This window comes from Algoriphagus aquatilis (assembly GCF_042657405.1).
In the GTDB taxonomy this organism is placed as follows: domain Bacteria; phylum Bacteroidota; class Bacteroidia; order Cytophagales; family Cyclobacteriaceae; genus Algoriphagus; species Algoriphagus aquatilis.
Genome location: NZ_JBHSKS010000003.1, coordinates 388,232 through 407,037, shown reverse-complemented (window position 1 = coordinate 407,037; position 18,806 = coordinate 388,232). Strand labels below are relative to the sequence as shown.

Genomic DNA, 18,806 nt, shown 5'->3' with positions numbered 1-18,806 from the left:
CCATTATTAAACACTGTTTAATTTAAAAACACTGAATAATCATCTATGAAAAAATCCTTGCTAATTCTTTTGGGATACTTGGCTTTTTATCCTTCGACGAGTTACTCTCAGTCTATCTTGGACGGTTACCTCGAAGAAGGAATCAAAAACAACCTGGTCCTCAAGGAAAAAAATCTTGACTTGGAACGAAGTCTCCTCGATCTGAAAGATGCTAAAAGCTACTTTCTGCCTTCCTTGGATTTCAATGGCAATTACACCCTGGCAAGTGGCGGACGAACCATTGATATTCCGATAGGTAATCTGTTGAATCCAGTATACACTACACTCAACCAACTGACCGGCTCCAGTGCCTTTCCACAGCTGGAAAATGTCTCTGAACAGTTTCTGCCGGATAACTTTTATGATGCTCGATTTCGGGTTTCGATGCCTTTGTATAACCGCGACCTGATGGCTCAAAAGCAAATCCGGGCAAATCAGACCTTGCTTTCCGAATACGAGCTGGCCATCTATCGCGCAAATCTGATTCAGGATATCAAAACCGCCTACTACAACTACTGCATGGCAAGCACCGCAGTGGAAGTAATTGAAAGCAGTAAAAGCTTGGTGGAGCAAAACCTAAAAGTAAATCAATCGCTCCAGGCCAACGGCAAAGCACTTCCGGCTGCTGTTCTTCGTGCAGAAAGTGAAGTAGAAAGCATCGAAGCCATGCTCATCGAAGCCAAAAACCAACAGAAAAACGCAGCCAACTATTTCAATTTCCTGCTCAACCGACCTATGAATACCGAAATCAACAAAGAGGATTTGTCCCAATTCCCTTTGGAGTTGATGAGTGAATCTGGTGAATTTTCCATTCAAGGAAGACCGGAAAGTCTGAGAGTGCAAACGGCCACCTTGATTCAGCAGACTGCCTTGAAAGCAAATCAGAACTTTTGGGTACCGAAGATCAACACCTTTGCTGACTTAGGGTCGCAGGCTTTTGACTGGAGATTTGACAGCCAGTCCAGGTACTTGATTTGGGGGCTAAATCTGAGTGTACCCATCTTCCAAGGCAATCGAAACAGAAACCAGATCCAACGTGCTCAGCTTAGCATTCAATCCCTCCAAAACCAACAGCAACTCCTCGATCAAAAGTTGGAAATGGACTTACAGCTGGCAAAAAATGAATTAATCAGTCAAAAAGCCGCCTTGGAATCTGCCACCAAGAAACTCAGCTCAGCCACTGCCTATTTCAGACTGGTGGAGCGAGGCTACCGAGAAGGAGTCAATTCCCTGATCGAATTCATTGATGCCCGCAATCAACTGACCACCGCATCGCTTCAAAAAAACCTCAGCACCTACAAACTGCTCAAAGCAAACGCCCAACTAGAAAGACAACTCCACTCTGTAACTCCTAAGCCATGAACCATTTTTCAAAAGTAATCTTACTCCTAGTCACAGGCCTAAGTGTAGCCTGCGGCAAAACTGAAACGGAATCTTCACTTCCCCAAAAAGGAGCTGCCATTCCTGTAGAGGTGATTTCCTTGCAACCGGGTTCCTTTTCCTCCGAAATCACCGCCAGCGGCACGTTTACTACCAAAGATGAAACTTTACTTTCCTTCAAAATCGGAGGAGTCATTTCCAAAATTCTTGTAAACGAAGGGGATGCAGTAAAAGCAGGACAAGTCCTTGCCACCCTAGATTTGACTGAAATTCAGGCCGGCCTGACTCAAGCCAAACTAGCCTACGAAAAGGCACTGAGAGATCAGCAGCGCGTAGAGCGATTATTCAAGGACAGCGTGGCCACCTTGGAGCAGCTGGAAAATTCAAAAACAGGATTGGATATCGCTGCTCAGCAAGTAAAAACAGCCGAGTTTAACCTGAACTATTCACAAATCCGAGCCTCAAAAAGCGGCTTCGTTCTCCGAAAATTCGCCAACGCAGGACAATTGATTGCCTCGGGAGCACCAGTCCTGCAAGTCAATGGGGCCCAGGACGATAATTGGATCCTTCAGGCTACAGTGACTGACCAGCAATTGAACCAACTTTCTTTGGGAGACTCTGCCACCATTTATCCAGCTACCAGTGAAACCGGAGTAAGTGGCACCCTCATCCGAAAGAGTCAAGCTGCAGATACCCAAACAGGCACCTACTGGATCGAAGTCAGTCCTATTTCGAAAAACGGACTTAAACTAGCCGCAGGAATGTTTGGAAAAGTCACCCTCTCTCCTTCTGCCCAAAAAGACGGATGGCAAATCCCTTACCAAGCACTCTTGGATGCTCAGGGTGATACAGGTTACGTGTTTGTGACTGCAGACGGAAAAACCTGCAAGAAAATCCAAATAAAACTGGGTAATATCTCTCAAAATACCGTGCAAGTGATTTCTGGCCTGGAAGGCTACACGCAGCTCATCGTGACAGGCAGTGCATATTTGGCAGATGGTTCTACAATCGAAATCAAGAACAAATGAAAATCTCAGATTTTGCTGTAAAGAACTATCAGTTTACACTGGTCATCTTCCTGATGACTGTGGCGGTGGGATTGACCACCTTTCTGAACATGCCGAGAAGCGAGGATCCCGTGATCGATTCTCCGCAGTTTCCCGTGATTGTAATTTATCCCGGTGCCAGCCCCGAAGACATGGAAGAGCTCGTGGTCGATCCATTGGAAGAGGCCATCTATGCACTGGAAAGCATCAAGCGGATCAAAACCGAAATCAAAGACGGGGTAGCCGTAATGGTGGTAGAATACAACTACAATGAAGATGTAGACGAAAAGTATCAAGAACTCGTCAGAGAAGTCAACGCGGTACGCCCTGAGCTACCTGAGAATATCTTCTCCATCAAAATCAACAGGGTCCGACCATCCGATGTGAATGTGCTCCAGATTGCCCTGATCAGCGAAAATGCATCCCGAGAAAGCCTGAAAAAATCAGGGGAATTACTGCAGGATGAGTTGGAAAAAATCACACAACTGAAAAAGGTGGATTTATTCGGCCTACCTGATCAGCTCGTTCGGGTAGATCTTCGGCTGGAAAAAATTGCTGAAATGAATATTCCGCTCAATGCCATTTTGGGAAGTATCCAAAGCGAACTGAGCAACATTCCCGGAGGGCAGGTAGAAGCAGGCAGCAAATCTTTTAATGTCAAAACCAGCGGTAACTATACTACTACCGAGGAGATTGCCGAAACCATCATTTACAGCTTTCAGGGAAAAAACGTCAAGCTAAAAGATGTAGCAGCTGTTTACGAGGATTTTGAGGAGTCCAAGCATTTGACACGGTTGAATGGCTATCGGTCGGTTTTTGTGACTGCAGCACTCAAAGAGGGAAATAACATTTCCAAAGTGCAGGAAACCTATCGATCAGCGATTGAAAAAGTTGAAAAACAGCTTCCCGAAAACATCGATTTGGTCGTGGCCTTTGATCAGGCTGACTATGTCAACAGACGCCTGAGTGGTTTGGGAATGGATTTCTTGATCGCCATCGCCTTGGTTTTCATCACCTTGCTCCCGCTAGGTAACAGAGCCTCCATCATTGTGATGATTTCCATTCCCCTTTCCCTAGCAATCGGATTGGTCTTGCTCAATGCATTGGGCTATGGACTGAATCAGCTGAGCATTGTGGGCTTGGTAGTGGCCTTGGGGCTTTTGGTAGATGACAGTATTGTGGTGGTGGAAAACATCGAACGCTGGATTCGCGAGGGATACTCCAAAAAAGAAGCCGCCCTAAAAGCAACCAAGCAAATTTCACTTTCGGTGGTAGGCTGTACCGTGACCCTGATCATTGCCTTCTTGCCTTTGGTTTTCCTTCCTGAGGGTTCGGGCGACTTTGTCCGCAGTTTGCCGATGGCAGTCATCATGAGTGTGTTGGCCTCAATGCTGGTCTCGCTGACCATCATTCCATTTCTTTCTACCTGGATGCTCAAAGACAAAGGTCCGGATCATACCAACAAAGTATATGACTGGTTTCAAAAAGGAATCCAACTCAGCTATGCTCCGCTATTGGAGAAAGCACTCCGGAAACCGGTGGCAACATTGGTGATTGCAGGAACTGTCTTTCTAGGATCCTTAAGCCTATTTCCGGTGATCGGATTCAGCTTATTCCCGCCTTCGGAAAAACCGCAGTTCCTGGTAAACATCACCACCTCTTTGCAATCCAACCTGACCACTACGGATGAGATCACCCGAAAAGTAGAAAGTGAATTATCAGGTATACCGGAGTTATTGAATTTTGCCACCAACGTGGGAAAAGGAAATCCAAGAATCTACTACAACGAGATTCCTGAAAATGAGCGAACCGACTACGGGCAGATTTTTGTCCAGCTCAAGCCGGAAACCTCCCCTCCCCGAAAAATGGAAATCATCGAAGAGCTCAAAACCAAGTTCTCCCAAATTGTCGGTGCAAAAGTGGAAGTAAAAAACTTTGAGCAAGGACCGCCGGTGACCGCGCCTGTGGAAGTAAGACTATCAGGTGAAAACTTGGATACGCTGAGAAATCTTGCACTAAAAGTCGAATCCATGCTCAAGCAAACAGCTGGTACGATTTACGTCAACAACCCCGTAGCTAATTTAAAAACAGACATCAAAGTCGACATCAACAAGGACAAAGCCCGTCAACTAGGCATCAATACCGCCGACATTGACCGAACTGTCCGGTTGGCCTTGGCAGGACTCAATTTGGGTTCATTTACAGATCAAAATGATATCGAGAGAAGCATCTTGGTGACTTCTCCTCGACCGGAAAAAGCCACGCTAACATCTTTTGACAACTTGTATGTCAATAATTTTCAAGGGGTAGGAATCCCACTTTCTCAGGTAGCCAACTTGACCTTTGAAAGTAGCACCTTGTCTATTGACCACTTTAATAAAGAGCGATCGGTTTCTGTGTCATCCTTTGTGAATCAGGGAGTCCTTGCCGATCGAGTTATAGAAGATGTGATTGCGAAAATGGATGAAATGAAGCTTCCGGATGGGTATTCCTACAAAATGGGAGGAGAATACGAAACCCGGCAGGAGTCCTTTGCAGGCTTCAACACGGTAATTATTGTCACTGTCTTCCTATTTATCGCTGTTTTAATTTTGCTTTTCAAAACTTTCAAGAGCACGATCATCGTTTTATCCGTGATTCCACTCGGTATGGTTGGGGCGTTGATTGCACTTTGGATTACCGGGAACTCTTTGTCCTTTGTAGCGATTATTGGCCTGATTGCGTTAGCTGGAATTGAGGTAAAAACCTCCATCCTCTTGGTAGATTTTACCAATCAACTGAGACAGGAAGGCAAGCCACTGGATGAAGCCATCCGTGAGGCAGGTGAAGTGAGGTTTTTACCAATCGTGCTTACCACCATTACCGCTATTGGAGGATTGATTCCGATAGCACTCAGTACTAATCCGTTGATCTCTCCGTTAGCTATCGTGCTGATCGGAGGATTGATCAGTTCAACCGTATTATCCAGAGTAGTCACCCCTGTGATGTATAAATTATTACCTCCAAAAATCTGAAAACTATGAACCAACAATTCTCACAATTGAAAAAAGCGGTGGAGGTTTTTCACTCCTACGGCATCACGTTAGCAGGTCCGAGAAAGCACGATCATTTTATAAAACAGCTCAATATGGATCCGGTCTTTGTCAATGGGCTCATTTTTGAATTGGAATACAACCTGAAAGTATTTCTACAAGATGAACTTTTGGGCAAAGCCTGCACACCTAAAGAAGTCATTCAGCTTTTGCTGAATATCCCTCAGGACAACTGATAAACCAAAGCCTCTCCATACGAGAGGCTTTTTTTTGGAAAAGATTTTATCCATATCAAAAAATAAATGGCTCCTCCATTCGTCATTTGGTAGGCATGAAAAAAGCACTTTTAATTTTACTCCTCCTGATCTCCTCGAATGGATTTACCCAAACCCAAGCAGATCGTAATTTTTTTGGATTATCCCCTTCCGAGTTTTTAAATCTTACTTCACTCAACGAACCCATAGTCTTTCAAAAAGTCGATTATCCCCTGCTCCATGCAGCTATTTTTCACCTGACTAATGCCGAAAGAGTCCAACAAAATTTACCTCCCCTTTCCTTTTCCAAAGAAGCCCAGCTAGCCGCCGAAAGTCATGCGCAAGACATGGTGACCCACCGATTTTATTCCCATACCAGCCCGATCAAGTTCAAAAGAACACTCAGAGATCGGCTCAATAAACAAGGAATCAATCCCAAGTATATCGGCGAAAACATCAGCAGTACATTTGGAATACAGTATGAGGAAGGTAAAAAAGTAGCCAAACCGAGGATTCCAGGAGAATTCAGCTACTTAGCTGCATCGTATTCTGCACCGATTCCACCCCATACCTATTTATCTTTTGCCAAGACGGTAGTCAGACTTTGGATGAACTCACCCGGTCACCGGCAAAACATCCTAAACCCCATTTTCACGCACCTCGGATGCGGTACGAAAGTGTATTTTGATCAGAATTTCTACCAAATGCCCTACTTCATGTCGGTGCAAAACTTCATCAAGAAGTAGCATTGAAGTCACAAAATCAGAAATCAGATGAATCTATACCCCATTAAACTTTCCAAGAAAAATGGCTGTTAATGACTTCATCAACACAATTATGAAAAGAAGAACTTTTCTTACAGGACTAGCCGGAATCGTACCTGCCAGTGCCCTGATGTATTACCTCAGCCCCGAAGAAGAAATCACTGTGAGCCATACCTCCAATCCCAAACTGCCCTACCTTAAAAAGCCAAGCGACTGGAAAGGCACCCCGCTCCGCAGCGATGGAACCTTCCAAAACCTTCATCATCCCTTCAGCTCGAGCATGTATGAAGTACTGAAATGGAAGCTTGGAGGCAATCCCCAGGAAGAGGAAAAGAAAAAGGACACCAAAAGACTCTCAGTTGAAAAGATAAATGGACTTCCCCCAGATGGCAAAGACCAGCTTATTTGGCTTGGACATGCCAGCTACCTGATCCGAATCGGTGGAGTTACACTACTGACTGACCCCGTTTGGCTGGACAATTGGGTGCTGAAACGCTATTCAGAACTGCCCATCGATCCTCAACAGTTGCGGGATGTGAATTACATTCTCATCTCACATGATCACCGGGACCATTGCGACGAAGCTACGCTGAAGCTACTCGGAACGATTCTGCCCAATGCCAAAGTCCTGACAGGGCTGAGCATGACCTCTCTGCTACAACCCTGGCTACCCAAAAATCAGATTCAGGAAGCCGGTTGGTTTCAATCCTATGACTTAAAAGAATCGCTCCGAATCACCTTTGTGCCTACTCGGCACTGGTCCAGACGGGGATTGCTCGATACGAATCAGCGGCTTTGGGGTGGGTTTTTTATAGAAAGTGATGACAAAAGCTTCTACTTCATGAGCGACTCAGGATATGGTGAGCATTTCCAACTGATTTCCGATACGATGGGATCTCCCGATTTTGCCATGATGGGCGTGGGTACATTTAAGCCGGAGTGGTTTATGCATCCTGTGCACGTGAGTCCGATGGATGCAGCCAAAGCCTTTCGGGAGATGGGAGGAAAGCACTTCGTGCCCATGCACTTTGGCACCTTTGACCTCTCCGACGAGCTGCTGCTAGAGCCCTTGGATTGGTTGAAAGCAAATCCAAGCGAGGTCAATCATTCCCTAATCGAGCCCATCGTAGGTAGAAACCTTTTGGTATAAGAGAAAAAAATTCTTGCTATAAAAACCTCAAAAAGGCTTCAGGATTATTGAGAAAGCTTTTCATGATCGTGAAATGCTCAGTGTCTTCCACGGGGACATTTTTCACCTGATCCTCAAACTGAAAAATCTGCGCATCCGGTAGGCACATCAGGATCGGCGAGTGCGTGGCAATGATAAACTGACAGCCTTCATTAGCCGCCAGATTTTTGATCAGAGAAAAAAGCGCGAGTTGCCGCTGAGGAGAAAGCGCCGCTTCAGGTTCGTCAATGAGGTAAATCCCTTCCGGCTGGATCCGAGATTGCAGTACTTTCAAAAATCCCTCTCCATGCGACACTTGAGTGAGGTCTCCGTATTTGCGCTGCAAGGCATCCTTCTGCCCATGCATCGCGCCTACCGCCACTTTGAGCCCGTAGCCACTCAGATTTTTTTCAAAATCCACGATATCACCCTTTAGCTCTTGATCAATGCTTCTCAGCCTTTTCACAAAACCAAAGTAATCCTCTGCTCTGAAGAAGAAGCCCCGATAGGCTTTATTTTTCCAGAGAGATTTTATTCCATCACTGAACGCTCTGAAATTATTCAGTGTATCATCCAGCTCGAGCTCCAGGCTCCCGATCGCTGGCAGATTGATTTTCAGAGCAAGGGCCTTGAGTAAGGTAGATTTACCGGATCCATTTTCTCCCACAAATACCGTAATCGCTTTTTCAAACCGGAGATGATCCAAAGACTGAAAAGCAGGAATGCTAAACGGAAACCGGCTTGGATCGCCTTGAGGTAGCTGTATGGAGTCGAGGTAGTACATGCCTGCGGGAAAAGATCACGGGGTGAGTTACCACTTTTTCAGCTGCTGATAGACCAAATGCTGCGGAAATCCCATGACGGTGAAATAGGACCCTTCAATACTGGTGACTCCCATGAATCCAATCCACTCTTGAATGCCATACGATCCCGCCTTGTCAAAAGGTCTATACCTTCTCACATAGTGCCAAATCTCATCTTCTTCCAAAAACCGAAAGGTCACTTTGGCCTCATCTTCCAAGGTGATTCGTTTTTTCGCACTCTTCATGGTCACCGCTGTCATGACGGAATGTGTGGTACCTGATAGGCTTTTGATCATGTCAAAAGCCTCCCGTTCCGAATTGGGTTTCCCTAAAATCCGACCCTTTTCGATCACCACGGTATCAGCGGTGATCAGAAGCTCATTGTCTTTCAACTCATGGGGAAAGCTATCTGCCTTCAATTTGGATAGGTAGGCAGCCGCAAATTCGGCAGGAAGCTCAGCGGGTACAGTTTCATCCACAGGATGTACCATGACCTCAAAATCAACTTCCAGACCTCTGAGAAGTTCTTGTCTCCTGGGAGAATTGGAGGCTAAAATGATGCGAATATCCTTCAGTTTACTTAAAAAAGGCTCCATAGTCATAGTCAAATTCATCTTGCTTTATACTGGCAAACAACAATCCACCCAGGGCTTTTGGATAAAAGTAGGTGGATTTTTGCGGCATTACCTGTCCGGATTTACAGACTTCAAGCACTTGCTCGAGTTCTAGTTCCCGGGTGATAATTGCGAAAGTAGCCTTTCCTCCCCTGACCTCACGGACACATCGGGAAAAATTTCTTTCAAAGGCCAGTTGATCCGAGCTTCGTTGCTTTTCCTCAGTCAATCCCAAGATCTTTTCAAATAAAATATGGTGTAGAATCACCAGGTCAAGATTTCTCAGCACCTCAGGGAGGTCAGGCCTCACTTGATTAAATTTCTCAGACTTGAATTTTATCACAAAAGCTTCATCCTCCCAAATCAGTCCAAAGGACCACTTTCTTTGAAAAGAATAATTGGCCAATTCCTCTGCTTCTCCGATCGATCTGACCTCAAACCAGTCTTGAATTTTGACTAGAAACTCCGCTTTAGAAACCTCCAACCCATAAAACAAACGATGGGTGGGCAAAATCGTCACGTGATTGCCGTGTACATTGGTCAGGTACATCAGATGATAATCATACCCTTTCCAGGTCGCCTCGGAAAATCTCCATGCTTGGGATTTTCTATAAGCGATCGCACCTTCCAAACGATGATGCCCATCCGCCAGAATGATAGTTTTGTCTTTCAGCTTATCAAGAAATCTGGAAATAGTCTGCACATCAGTAATGACCGCTAACACCTCCCTCACGCCCTGATAATCCTCCAATTCGTAAAGCGGTTGAGCGATGGCCTTATCCATCAATCGCTCGAGCTCATTACTTTCATCTTCATACAGTCCATGCGTAGGACTAGCCTGTATTTCTGTCGCTTGCAAAAGAGCTGTTCGGTCATTGACCGCTGAGACAATGGTGTTTTCATGTCTATGGATGACACCTTCGTTCCAGTCTGTCGCTTTGATATGCACCATAAAGCCCTTGCGGCAACGCTCCTCGTGCTCACCCGGTAGTCGGAAATACTGGTAATACACATAGATTCCAGGCACAGGATCCTGCTGAATAACTCCTTCAGCTTTCCATTTTTCCAGGATGACTCGAGCTTCTTGAGCAGGATTTTCTCCTTGGGGGACAGAGAGATGAATGCTGTTTAAAGGATTTTGATAAAGCGTTTCTCGCTGTTTGGCAGATACCACATCAAAAAGAGGAGCAGTCAGCTCCTCCAGATTTTTGCCCAATTCCTTGTTGTATCTCCAAGCTCTGAATGGTAATAGTTCAGCCATCAGATCAGGCGGTTTTTCCAGTTGGTCGAGGGCAGGGATTTCACTGCCTCCCGAGGATTGATTTTACGGTCGTGTTTCTCAAAAAACTCCACTGCCAGAGCGGCCAGCATTTCTTTTTCCTGATCAGTGAAAACCGGTTCTAGTTTATCGGGAGTAAAATAGCGCTCAACAAACTTGGTATCAAATTGCCCTGAGACAAAAGCCTCGTGTTGCAAAGCAAATCGGCAGAAATCCAAGGTGGTCTGAATGCCTGTGATTCGGTAATCATTGATCGCTCGAATCATTTTATCGATCGCTTCCTGACGATTGGCACCGTGAGTGATCAGTTTGGCGATCATCGGATCGTAGTAGATTGGAATATCCATCCCCTCTTCAAAGCCATCGTCGACTCGGATCCCAGGACCCTGAGGTCTTCGATAAGTGATCAATTTTCCGATATCCGGAAGAAAGTTGTTTTTGGGATCTTCGGCATAAACCCGGATCTCTACCGCATGACCATAGATTTCCAAATCTTCCTGTGCAAAAGACAGTGGGTTACCTTCTGCAATCAAAATCTGCTCGCGAACCAAGTCTTTGCCTGTAATCATTTCCGTCACAGGATGCTCCACCTGAAGTCGGGTATTCATTTCCAAAAAGTAGAAATTAAGCTTATCGTCCACGATAAACTCCACGGTACCTGCACCATAATAAGTACAAGCTTTCGCAACTCCGACAGCAGCTTCACCCATGGCCTTTCTCATCTCAGGTGACACGACTGCGGAGGGCGCTTCCTCGATGACCTTTTGGTGACGACGCTGGATGGAGCATTCTCTTTCGAAGAGATACACCGTATTGCCGTGCTGATCTCCCAAAATCTGAATCTCGATATGTCTGGGAGAAGTGATGAATTTTTCGATAAAAACCGCTCCATCTCCAAAGGCAGAATGCGCTTCGGACACTGCCCGCTGCATTTGCTCTTCAAATTCAGCTTCTGATTCGACGATTCGCATCCCCTTTCCGCCGCCGCCTGCGGAGGCTTTGATCAGGATAGGATAGCCAATTTCGGAGGCTTTTGCCTTTGCGGCAGCAAGGTCTGAGATGGCTTCTTCCGTACCCGGAACCAAGGGAATGTTGTATTGGGCGACAGCTTGCTTGGCTGCGAGTTTAGAGCCCATAACCTCGATAGACTCAGGGGAAGGACCTACGAAAATAATCCCTGAATCGGCCACCTTTTGTGCAAAAGCAGCATTTTCGGAAAGAAAACCATAGCCTGGATGGATGGCGTCCACTCCAAGGTCTTTGCAGGCTTGGATAATTTTATCTGCAACCAAATAGGACTGATTGGAAGGAGGAGGACCTAGGCAGACTGCTTCATCCGCAAATTTGACATGCGGAGAAAGGCGATCTGCTTCTGAATAGACAGCAACGGTAGCGATTCCCATTTCACGGGCTGTTCGCATGATTCGGAGGGCAATTTCTCCGCGATTAGCAACCAAAAGTTTCTTGATTTTTGCCATGTTTTTCTAAAGTTTTTTTGGGTTGGCTCCACAGCCTGAGACGAAATAAGGAAATAAATCTGAGCTTTTTGGAGTCCGTTTTTTCATAAAAACAGTTTTTTGCTTCAAAGGTAGAATAGTCTTATTTTTGGCCGTTTTTAAAGAAAAGTCTTATTTCCCCACTATTCTAAATTCAAACTGCTTTGGATCTATTTGCAAAATTAAAAACGAACATGGGCCCATTGGGCAAACACTCTGAGTTTGCTGACGGCTATTGGTCATTCCCAAAACTCGAAGGTGAGATTGCTCCAAGAATGAAATTCAAAGGTAAGGAAGTACTTACCTGGAGTTTGAACAACTACCTGGGCCTTGCTAACCATCCAGAAGTCCGCAAAGCGGATGCAGATGCAGCAGCCAAATGGGGAGCAGCTTATCCAATGGGTGCACGAATGATGTCCGGCCAAACCAACCTGCACGAGCAGTTGGAAGATGAATTGGCGGCGTTTGTAGGCAAAGAGAAATCCTACCTTTTGAATTACGGATACCAAGGAATCATGTCTGTGATCGATGCGATCTTGGACAGAAAAGACGTGGTTGTCTACGATTCAGAGTGTCATGCCTGCATCATTGATGCCTTGAGAATGCATTTGGGCAAGCGTTATGTATTCCCTCACAATGACATCGAAAGCTGCGAAAAGCAACTGGAAAGAGCTACCAAACTTGCTGCTGAAACCGGCGGAGGTATCTTGGTGATCACGGAGGGTGTTTTTGGTATGACGGGTGATCAAGGCAAACTGAAAGAAATCTGTGAACTGAAGAAGAAATTCGAGTTTAGACTCTTGGTTGACGACGCACACGGCTTTGGTACGTTAGGTGAAACGGGTGCTGGTGCCGGACAAGAACAAGGTGTACAAGATCAAATCGACCTTTACTTCTCCACCTTTGCCAAGTCCATGGCATCCATCGGTGCCTTTATCGCGGGTGATGCAGATGTGATTCTCTTTTTGAGGTACAACATGCGTTCTCAGATTTTCGCCAAGTCACTTCCTATGCTGTTGGTAGAAGGTGCATTGAAGCGTCTTGAGCTGATCAGATCACAGCCGCAGTTGAAGGATAATCTATGGAAAATCGTCCATGCCTTGAGAAAAGGTCTTCATGAAAATGGATTCAGCACCGGAAAATCAAATTCTCCTGTAACTCCTGTCGTCCTAAACGGCACAGTGGGTGAAGCGGCTGCACTATCCATGGACTTGAGAGAGAATTACGGCATTTTCTGTTCAGTGGTGATTTATCCTGTAGTACCTAAAGGAATGATTATCTTGAGATTAATCCCAACTGCTGTTCATACCTTGGAAGACGTGGAGGAAACTGTAAAAGCTTTTGCGGCAGTTAAGGACAAATTGACTTCAGGCATCTACAAAAATTCAGAGTTGGCACTTTCTTTTGGAGAATAAAAAAAAATTCAAAAAAAAAGGCCTCTGGATTGAAATAGAAAGTATTTGGGCTATATTGGTTCTCAATAAACTTATCATCAACCTAAAAAATAAACTTTTACTATGAGCAGATTTAGTGAAGTAAAAAATCTTGTAATGAGCTTGGAAGCTGATTTCGAAAAGTTCTACGACAAAGGCAATCAGGCAGCTGGTACCAGAGTTCGTAAAGGAATGCAAGAATTGAAAAACCTGGCGCAAGAAATCCGTACTGAAGTACAAGACAAGAAAAACGCTGGTTGATCCGGAAAATAAAAAAAGGTGGTTTTAAACCCACCTTTTTTTATTTGATCAAATTGCTAAAGTGGAGCCTCAAAACTCCACTTTATTATTTTCAGGCTGTAGGTCAGCCAATCGCTTGCTTGGATCAATTTCCACTGATTTGACTTCAGCAAATGGTCTGGCAAGTTGAATGGTTTTGGTAGGATTAGTCCAAGGCCATGCATCAGTCAATACTCTTTTTGGCATTCCTGCTTCTTCTGATTTTTCCCCTCTCATTATCACCAAGGGGAGGTAAACCATCTCCTTGCTTCCATCTTTATAGGTCACTACCAAGTCCACCGGCATCGGCATTAAGCCAATTCGCTCCAACGTTACATCTGTTCCTGCACTTGAAGCTTTTACTTCTTTCACTCCATAATCAATTGTTTTGATGGAATTGACAAAATATTCCTTGTACCAATCCAGCTCGAGGCCGCTTTCTTTTTCCATCACTCGGATGAAATCATTCACATTCGGATGCTTAAACTGCCAGGTATTCCAATAGCGGTGCATGCCTCTGTCTCTTACTTCAGATCCGATGACATAGCCCAACTGTTCCAAAAACACTGCCCCTTTGGAATAAGCCGCAGAACTGTAGGCAGAATTGGTATGGTAATGATCGGAATGGGTAGACATGGGTTCTTCGAGTCCTGACTTAGCCAAGCGGAAATAACCGGCATACGATCCTCGATGAGGGCTTGCAGATGGCTGAAAAATAGACGCCATTGTCAAATTGGTGGCGTAAGAAGTAAATCCCTCATCCATCCAAGGATAAAGCGATTCGTTGGTAGCCAGTACTCCATGAAACCAACTGTGAGCCAACTCATGAACCATCACTCCCACTAGACTATTCAAAGGGCGCTGCCCTGTAATCAAGGTAGACATCGCATATTCCATCCCTCCATCTCCGCCTTGTACCACCGAAAACTGCTTGTATGGATATTGACCAAACATTTTTGACATATACTCGATGGCTTTGGGGGTGTATGCCTTCAGCTTTTCCCAATTTTCAGAAGTCTTTTCTCCTGGAATGTAGAAATGATGAACCGTGATACCATTGGCCATCTGGACTTTATCATGCTTGTATTTCGGATCAGCAGCCCACATAAAGTCATGCACCTTCGGTGCCACGAAATGCCAGGTTAAGGTATTTCCTTTAGGAGCAGGTACTTTCACACCTGCGTCTTCATAGCCATGTCCGATCTCATTAGGATTTTGGAGATAGCCCGTACCGCCTAGGACATAGGTTTTGTCAATGGTAATTTTCACATCAAAATCCCCCCAAATCCCATAAAATTCCCTTGCTACATAGGGATTGGCATGCCAGCCTTGTTCGTCATAGTTCGCCATTTTGGGATACCATTGTGACATGGAATAGCGCACGCCCTCTTCACTGTCACGACCGGAGCGACGTACTTGAAGCGGCACCTGACCGTCAAATTCCATTTCAAAAATCACCGAGGAGTTAGGCAAAATCGGCTCAGGCAAATCCACTTCAAGAATGGTTTCAACCTCTTTAAACTTGACAGATTTACCATTCATTTTCAGACTTTTGGTATGAAGGTATCCGATTTCATCAGGCTTGAGTTTGGAAATTCGATCCTTAACCCGAGCATCAGGATCTGCAATGGTCCTGGATCGCACATCCATCATACTTCCAGGCTGGAAAGCATTATAATAGAGGTGGTAGAACACCCGTGACAGCGTGTCAGGGGAATTGTTGGTGTACTTGAGGGTTTGTATTCCGGTGTATTGGTTGGTTTTGACATCCATCTTGACGTCCATTTTGTAATCCACCGCCTGCTGGAATCGGCCATTTTGAGCCGAAACCGAAGTGATTCCTACAAAAAGAAAAAGCCCAACCGCAGGCTTCATCCAATTTTTGATCATATGACTGTTTTTTCTTTAAAGAAAATCAAAAGTCAAAGTCTGCCCAAACCAACCGTAAAATTAGAATCGCATTTTATCCCTTATCCATTTTCCTTTGGAATAAATCGAGCTTCCCATTCCAAAACTTTTCCTTTAATTGAGGACAAATTTGAAAACCACCTTAGTCAAATGAACAAAATCTACCTTTTGATTGTGGCGGCTATGCTGAGCTTTGCAGTTCAGGCTCAGCAAGTCAACATGGATGAATTTAAATCCATGAAAGCCAGAAGCATCGGTCCAGGCGCCATGAGTGGGCGTATCACGGCAATCGATGCAGTCCATGAAAACCCGAATATCATCTACGCAGGATCTGCCTCAGGCGGTCTTTGGAAATCTACCTCAGGTGGGATCACTTGGGAGCCGATTTTCGACAATGAGCGGGTGCATTCCATCGGGGCCATTTCCATTTATCAGAAAAACCCAAATGTCATCTGGGTAGGTACCGGAGAAGGCAATCCAAGAAACTCACTCAACATGGGTTATGGTGTCTATCGCTCTCTCGATGCCGGAAAAACTTGGCAGCTGATGGGGTTGGAAAAAACCCGTGCCATTCACCGAATCATCGTTCATCCGGATGATCCCAATACCGTTTTCGTAGGAGCAATCGGTTCACCTTGGGGCACTCAGGAGGATCGTGGGGTTTACAAAACCACAGACGGTGGAAAGACTTGGAAGAAAATCCTTTACGTGGACTCCAAAACCGGTGTAGGCGAAATGATCATGGATCCAAATAATCCGAATAAGATTTTTGTGAACATGTGGGAGCATCGCAGATACCCTTGGTTTTTTGAATCAGGTGGAGAATCATCCGGTCTCTATGTGACTCAGGATGGTGGCGAAAACTGGAAAAAACTCACCGCCGAAGAAAATGGAATTCCAAAAGGTAAATTGGGAAGAATGGGATTGGCAATCTCCAAGGCCAACAGCAATAAGGTGTATGCCTTGATCGAATCTTCCAAAAATGCATTATATGTTTCTGAAGACGGAGGCCAAAAATTCAGTATGATCAATGACAAACCTGAAATTGGCGATCGACCTTTCTACTACTTTGAAATCTATGCAGATCCAAAGAACGAGAATCGTCTTTACACTCTATATTCCAGAGTAGGTATTTCCGAAGATGGAGGAAAAAGCTTCCGCGAACTACTTTCTTACGAAGGGGTGCACCCGGATCACCACGCTTGGTACATCAATCCAAACGATCCTTCCTTACTGATCAATGGAAACGACGGAGGTCTCAACATCTCTCGTGACATGGGTAAGACTTGGTTTTTTGCCGAAGGCATCACAGTAGGACAGTTTTACCACATCAATGTAGACAATGAACTTCCATACAATGTCTATGGTGGCATGCAGGACAACGGGTCTTGGACAGGACCTGCTTACCTTTGGAGATTAGAAGGCATCAGAAACACTTACTGGCAGGAAGTATCTTTCGGAGACGGTTTTGATGTAGTATCACATCCTTCCAACTCACGCTATGGCTACACCATGTCGCAAGGAGGAAATGTAAGCCGATTTGACAAGTTAACTGGTCACAACCGTACGATCCGTCCTACCCATATGGATAAAGATGTGTTCTTGAGATTCAACTGGAATGCAGCCATTGCACAAGATCCGCATGATGCGAATACGGTGTATTATGCATCTCAATTCCTTCACAAGTCCACGGATTCAGGCGAAACTTGGGAGATCATCTCACCGGATTTGACCACGAATGATTCCACCAAGCAGCGTCAGCAAATGACAGGTGGCTTGACCTTTGACATCACCGGTGCTGAAAATCACACCACCATCATTGCCATCGCACCTTCTCCGGTAGACAAGAATGTCATTTGGGTGGGTACAGATGATGGCAATCTCCAAGTGACAACCGATGGAGGTAAGACTTGGACTAATGTTGCAGCAAAATTGACTGGCTTACCAAAAGCGTCATGGATTCCTCAGGTTCAGGCTTCCAAATACAATGCCGGTGAAGTATGGGTAGTAGCAAACAACTACCGAAACAATGACTTTGCGGCCTATGCTTACCACAGCTCGGATTTTGGAAAGACCTTTACCAGAATTGCAGATGACTCTAAGGTTTGGGGATATACCCTTTCTATCAAGCAAGACACCGAGGAACCTAACTTGGTATTCCTAGGTACTGAATTCGGATTGTACGTTTCATTCGACAAAGCCAAAACCTGGAACAAATGGGAACACGGCTATCCTAAGGCTGTTTCTACCTACGACATGACCATTCAAGAAAGAGAAGCTGACTTGGTGATTGGTACCTTTGGTCGTGCGATCTATGTCTTGGATGACATTCGTCCATTGAGAGCTTTTGCTAAAAACGCTGGAAAAGCACCTGCAGGAAAAGTAACTGCATTTGCTACTCCTGATGCCTATCAGGCTGAAATCCAGCAACCACATGGAGAGCGCTTCATGGCTTCTGCCAAGTATGCTGGAGAAAACAGACCATTTGGTGGCCGATTGAGCTTCTATATCAATGACGATAAAGAAAAATTGGATACAGTAACTGTCAAAATCTTCAACGCTGCCGGTGAACAAATCAGAACCTTGAAGTCGGTTCCTACCAAAGGAGTCAACCGTATGATTTGGAACCTAGACCGCAAGTCTACCGCTGAAATGACCGGTGGATTTGGCGTAGGTGGCCAAGGCGGCGGAAGAAGCAGAGGTTTCTTCGAACCAAGCGGTGGCGATGCACTTCCAGGTACTTACAAAGTAGTCTTTGAATACGGTGGAGAATCTTCTGAAACTTCGATCAAGGTTCATGCAGATCCTAGAATTGATCCAAAATTGGCTGATCTCCAAGCCAGAGAAGTCTTCGTCAAAAAAGTCGAGGCACTTTCTTCTGAAGTCACCGCAGCTACCAGAAAACTGGACGATGCTCAAAAGGTAATCGACAAGGTTAACGCAATGATCAAAGATGTCAAAACCGATGAAGCAAAAGCATTGGAAACCGCAGCTAAAGACATCAAGAAAAAGTTGGATACCACAAGAGAAGCATTCAACGGTCCAAAAATAGAAGGCCAAGGAATCGTGAGAAGCCTCTACCCTACTACCATGACGCGTCTCTTTGCACCACGCAGCTATGCTAACTCAAGCTATGGCGCTCCGGGTGCTACCGAAGAGCGATTATTAGCTCAGGCAAAACAAGCCGCTGAAGAGGCAATTGCCAAGGTAAACGCGTTCATGAACGGAGATTGGAAAGCTTTCGAAGAGAAAGTAAAGGCCACCCCAATTGACCTGTTTGAAGCAGTAAAAAACTAAGTTTCTACTCAAAT

The 18,806-nt window shown here is 45.2% G+C and carries 14 protein-coding genes; 9 read left to right on the top strand and 5 right to left on the bottom strand.

Annotation, left to right across the window (positions count from 1 at the left end):
- Positions 1-45 precede the first annotated feature (45 nt).
- The 6 genes from ACFPIK_RS06105 to ACFPIK_RS06080 all read left to right on the top strand — a co-directional run bounded on the left by ACFPIK_RS06105 (position 46) and on the right by ACFPIK_RS06080 (position 7,665).
- Positions 46-1,401: a TolC family protein gene (locus tag ACFPIK_RS06105; RefSeq protein WP_377913271.1), complete on the top strand. Its 1,356-nt coding sequence runs from the start codon at positions 46-48 to the stop codon at positions 1,399-1,401.
- Entirely contained in the window at positions 1,398-2,447 is a 1,050-nt protein-coding gene (locus ACFPIK_RS06100) for an efflux RND transporter periplasmic adaptor subunit (protein ID WP_377913269.1), read from the top strand. Before ACFPIK_RS06105 ends, ACFPIK_RS06100 begins: the two co-directional genes overlap by 4 nt.
- Complete coding sequence (locus tag ACFPIK_RS06095; RefSeq protein WP_377913267.1) at positions 2,444-5,479, top strand: efflux RND transporter permease subunit; 3,036 nt, start codon at positions 2,444-2,446, stop codon at positions 5,477-5,479. Before ACFPIK_RS06100 ends, ACFPIK_RS06095 begins: the two co-directional genes overlap by 4 nt.
- Before the next feature lie 5 nt (positions 5,480-5,484).
- Positions 5,485-5,733, top strand: a complete 249-nt coding sequence (locus ACFPIK_RS06090) for an acyl carrier protein (protein ID WP_377913265.1) — start codon at positions 5,485-5,487, stop codon at positions 5,731-5,733.
- 95 nt (positions 5,734-5,828) lie between these two features.
- Positions 5,829-6,497, top strand: a complete 669-nt coding sequence (locus ACFPIK_RS06085; RefSeq protein WP_377913263.1) for a CAP domain-containing protein — start codon at positions 5,829-5,831, stop codon at positions 6,495-6,497.
- Positions 6,498-6,588: 91 nt separating this feature from the next.
- Positions 6,589-7,665, top strand: coding sequence for an MBL fold metallo-hydrolase (locus tag ACFPIK_RS06080; protein ID WP_377913261.1), 1,077 nt, complete (start codon positions 6,589-6,591; stop codon positions 7,663-7,665).
- A gap of 16 nt (positions 7,666-7,681) precedes the next feature.
- Here the strand turns inward: ACFPIK_RS06080 and ACFPIK_RS06075 are convergent, their stop codons facing one another.
- The 4 genes from ACFPIK_RS06075 to accC are packed head-to-tail and all read right to left on the bottom strand — an operon-like array spanning position 7,682 to position 11,857.
- Positions 7,682-8,467, bottom strand: coding sequence for an AAA family ATPase (locus ACFPIK_RS06075; protein ID WP_377913259.1), 786 nt, complete (start codon positions 8,465-8,467; stop codon positions 7,682-7,684).
- 27 nt (positions 8,468-8,494) lie between these two features.
- Positions 8,495-9,082 carry a Maf family nucleotide pyrophosphatase gene (locus tag ACFPIK_RS06070; protein ID WP_377913257.1) on the bottom strand — a complete coding sequence of 196 codons (588 nt, stop codon included), beginning with the start codon at positions 9,080-9,082 and terminating at the stop codon, positions 8,495-8,497.
- Positions 9,063-10,361, bottom strand: coding sequence for a DUF1015 domain-containing protein (locus ACFPIK_RS06065; protein WP_377913255.1), 1,299 nt, complete (start codon positions 10,359-10,361; stop codon positions 9,063-9,065). The genes ACFPIK_RS06070 and ACFPIK_RS06065 overlap by 20 nt, the downstream gene beginning before the upstream one ends.
- Positions 10,361-11,857, bottom strand: coding sequence for an acetyl-CoA carboxylase biotin carboxylase subunit (gene accC / locus ACFPIK_RS06060; protein WP_377913253.1), 1,497 nt, complete (start codon positions 11,855-11,857; stop codon positions 10,361-10,363). The genes ACFPIK_RS06065 and accC overlap by 1 nt, the downstream gene beginning before the upstream one ends.
- A 182-nt stretch (positions 11,858-12,039) precedes the next feature.
- Between accC and ACFPIK_RS06055 the strand changes: the two genes are divergently transcribed.
- Together ACFPIK_RS06055 and ACFPIK_RS06050 are read left to right on the top strand one after the other, a co-directional pair.
- On the top strand, positions 12,040-13,290 hold the full coding sequence (locus ACFPIK_RS06055; RefSeq protein ID WP_377913251.1) for an aminotransferase class I/II-fold pyridoxal phosphate-dependent enzyme: 1,251 nt from the start codon (positions 12,040-12,042) through the stop codon (positions 13,288-13,290).
- A 102-nt stretch (positions 13,291-13,392) separates the two neighbouring features.
- Positions 13,393-13,569, top strand: a complete 177-nt coding sequence (locus ACFPIK_RS06050) for a histone H1 (protein ID WP_111392415.1) — start codon at positions 13,393-13,395, stop codon at positions 13,567-13,569.
- A gap of 69 nt (positions 13,570-13,638) precedes the next feature.
- Here the strand turns inward: ACFPIK_RS06050 and ACFPIK_RS06045 are convergent, their stop codons facing one another.
- On the bottom strand, positions 13,639-15,477 hold the full coding sequence (locus ACFPIK_RS06045) for a M1 family metallopeptidase (RefSeq protein ID WP_377913249.1): 1,839 nt from the start codon (positions 15,475-15,477) through the stop codon (positions 13,639-13,641).
- Positions 15,478-15,645: 168 nt separating this feature from the next.
- Here ACFPIK_RS06045 and ACFPIK_RS06040 point away from each other — a divergent pair, with 168 nt between their 5' ends.
- Positions 15,646-18,792, top strand: coding sequence for a WD40/YVTN/BNR-like repeat-containing protein (locus tag ACFPIK_RS06040; protein WP_377913247.1), 3,147 nt, complete (start codon positions 15,646-15,648; stop codon positions 18,790-18,792).
- Positions 18,793-18,806: the final 14 nt, after the last annotated feature.

Excerpts from the sequence above, each read along its gene's own strand:
- ACFPIK_RS06105 (WP_377913271.1), top strand. The coding sequence starts at position 46 with ATGAAAAAATCCTTGCTAATTCTTTTGGGATACTTGGCTTTTTATCCT.
- ACFPIK_RS06100 (WP_377913269.1), top strand. The coding sequence starts at position 1,398 with ATGAACCATTTTTCAAAAGTAATCTTACTCCTAGTCACAGGCCTAAGT.
- ACFPIK_RS06095 (WP_377913267.1), top strand. The coding sequence starts at position 2,444 with ATGAAAATCTCAGATTTTGCTGTAAAGAACTATCAGTTTACACTGGTC.
- ACFPIK_RS06090 (WP_377913265.1), top strand. The coding sequence starts at position 5,485 with ATGAACCAACAATTCTCACAATTGAAAAAAGCGGTGGAGGTTTTTCAC.
- ACFPIK_RS06085 (WP_377913263.1), top strand. The coding sequence starts at position 5,829 with ATGAAAAAAGCACTTTTAATTTTACTCCTCCTGATCTCCTCGAATGGA.
- ACFPIK_RS06080 (WP_377913261.1), top strand. The coding sequence starts at position 6,589 with ATGAAAAGAAGAACTTTTCTTACAGGACTAGCCGGAATCGTACCTGCC.
- ACFPIK_RS06075 (WP_377913259.1), bottom strand. The coding sequence starts at position 8,467 with ATGTACTACCTCGACTCCATACAGCTACCTCAAGGCGATCCAAGCCGG.
- ACFPIK_RS06070 (WP_377913257.1), bottom strand. The coding sequence starts at position 9,082 with ATGGAGCCTTTTTTAAGTAAACTGAAGGATATTCGCATCATTTTAGCC.
- ACFPIK_RS06065 (WP_377913255.1), bottom strand. The coding sequence starts at position 10,361 with ATGGCTGAACTATTACCATTCAGAGCTTGGAGATACAACAAGGAATTG.
- accC (WP_377913253.1), bottom strand. The coding sequence starts at position 11,857 with ATGGCAAAAATCAAGAAACTTTTGGTTGCTAATCGCGGAGAAATTGCC.
- ACFPIK_RS06050 (WP_111392415.1), top strand. The coding sequence starts at position 13,393 with ATGAGCAGATTTAGTGAAGTAAAAAATCTTGTAATGAGCTTGGAAGCT.
- ACFPIK_RS06045 (WP_377913249.1), bottom strand. The coding sequence starts at position 15,477 with ATGATCAAAAATTGGATGAAGCCTGCGGTTGGGCTTTTTCTTTTTGTA.
- ACFPIK_RS06040 (WP_377913247.1), top strand. The coding sequence starts at position 15,646 with ATGAACAAAATCTACCTTTTGATTGTGGCGGCTATGCTGAGCTTTGCA.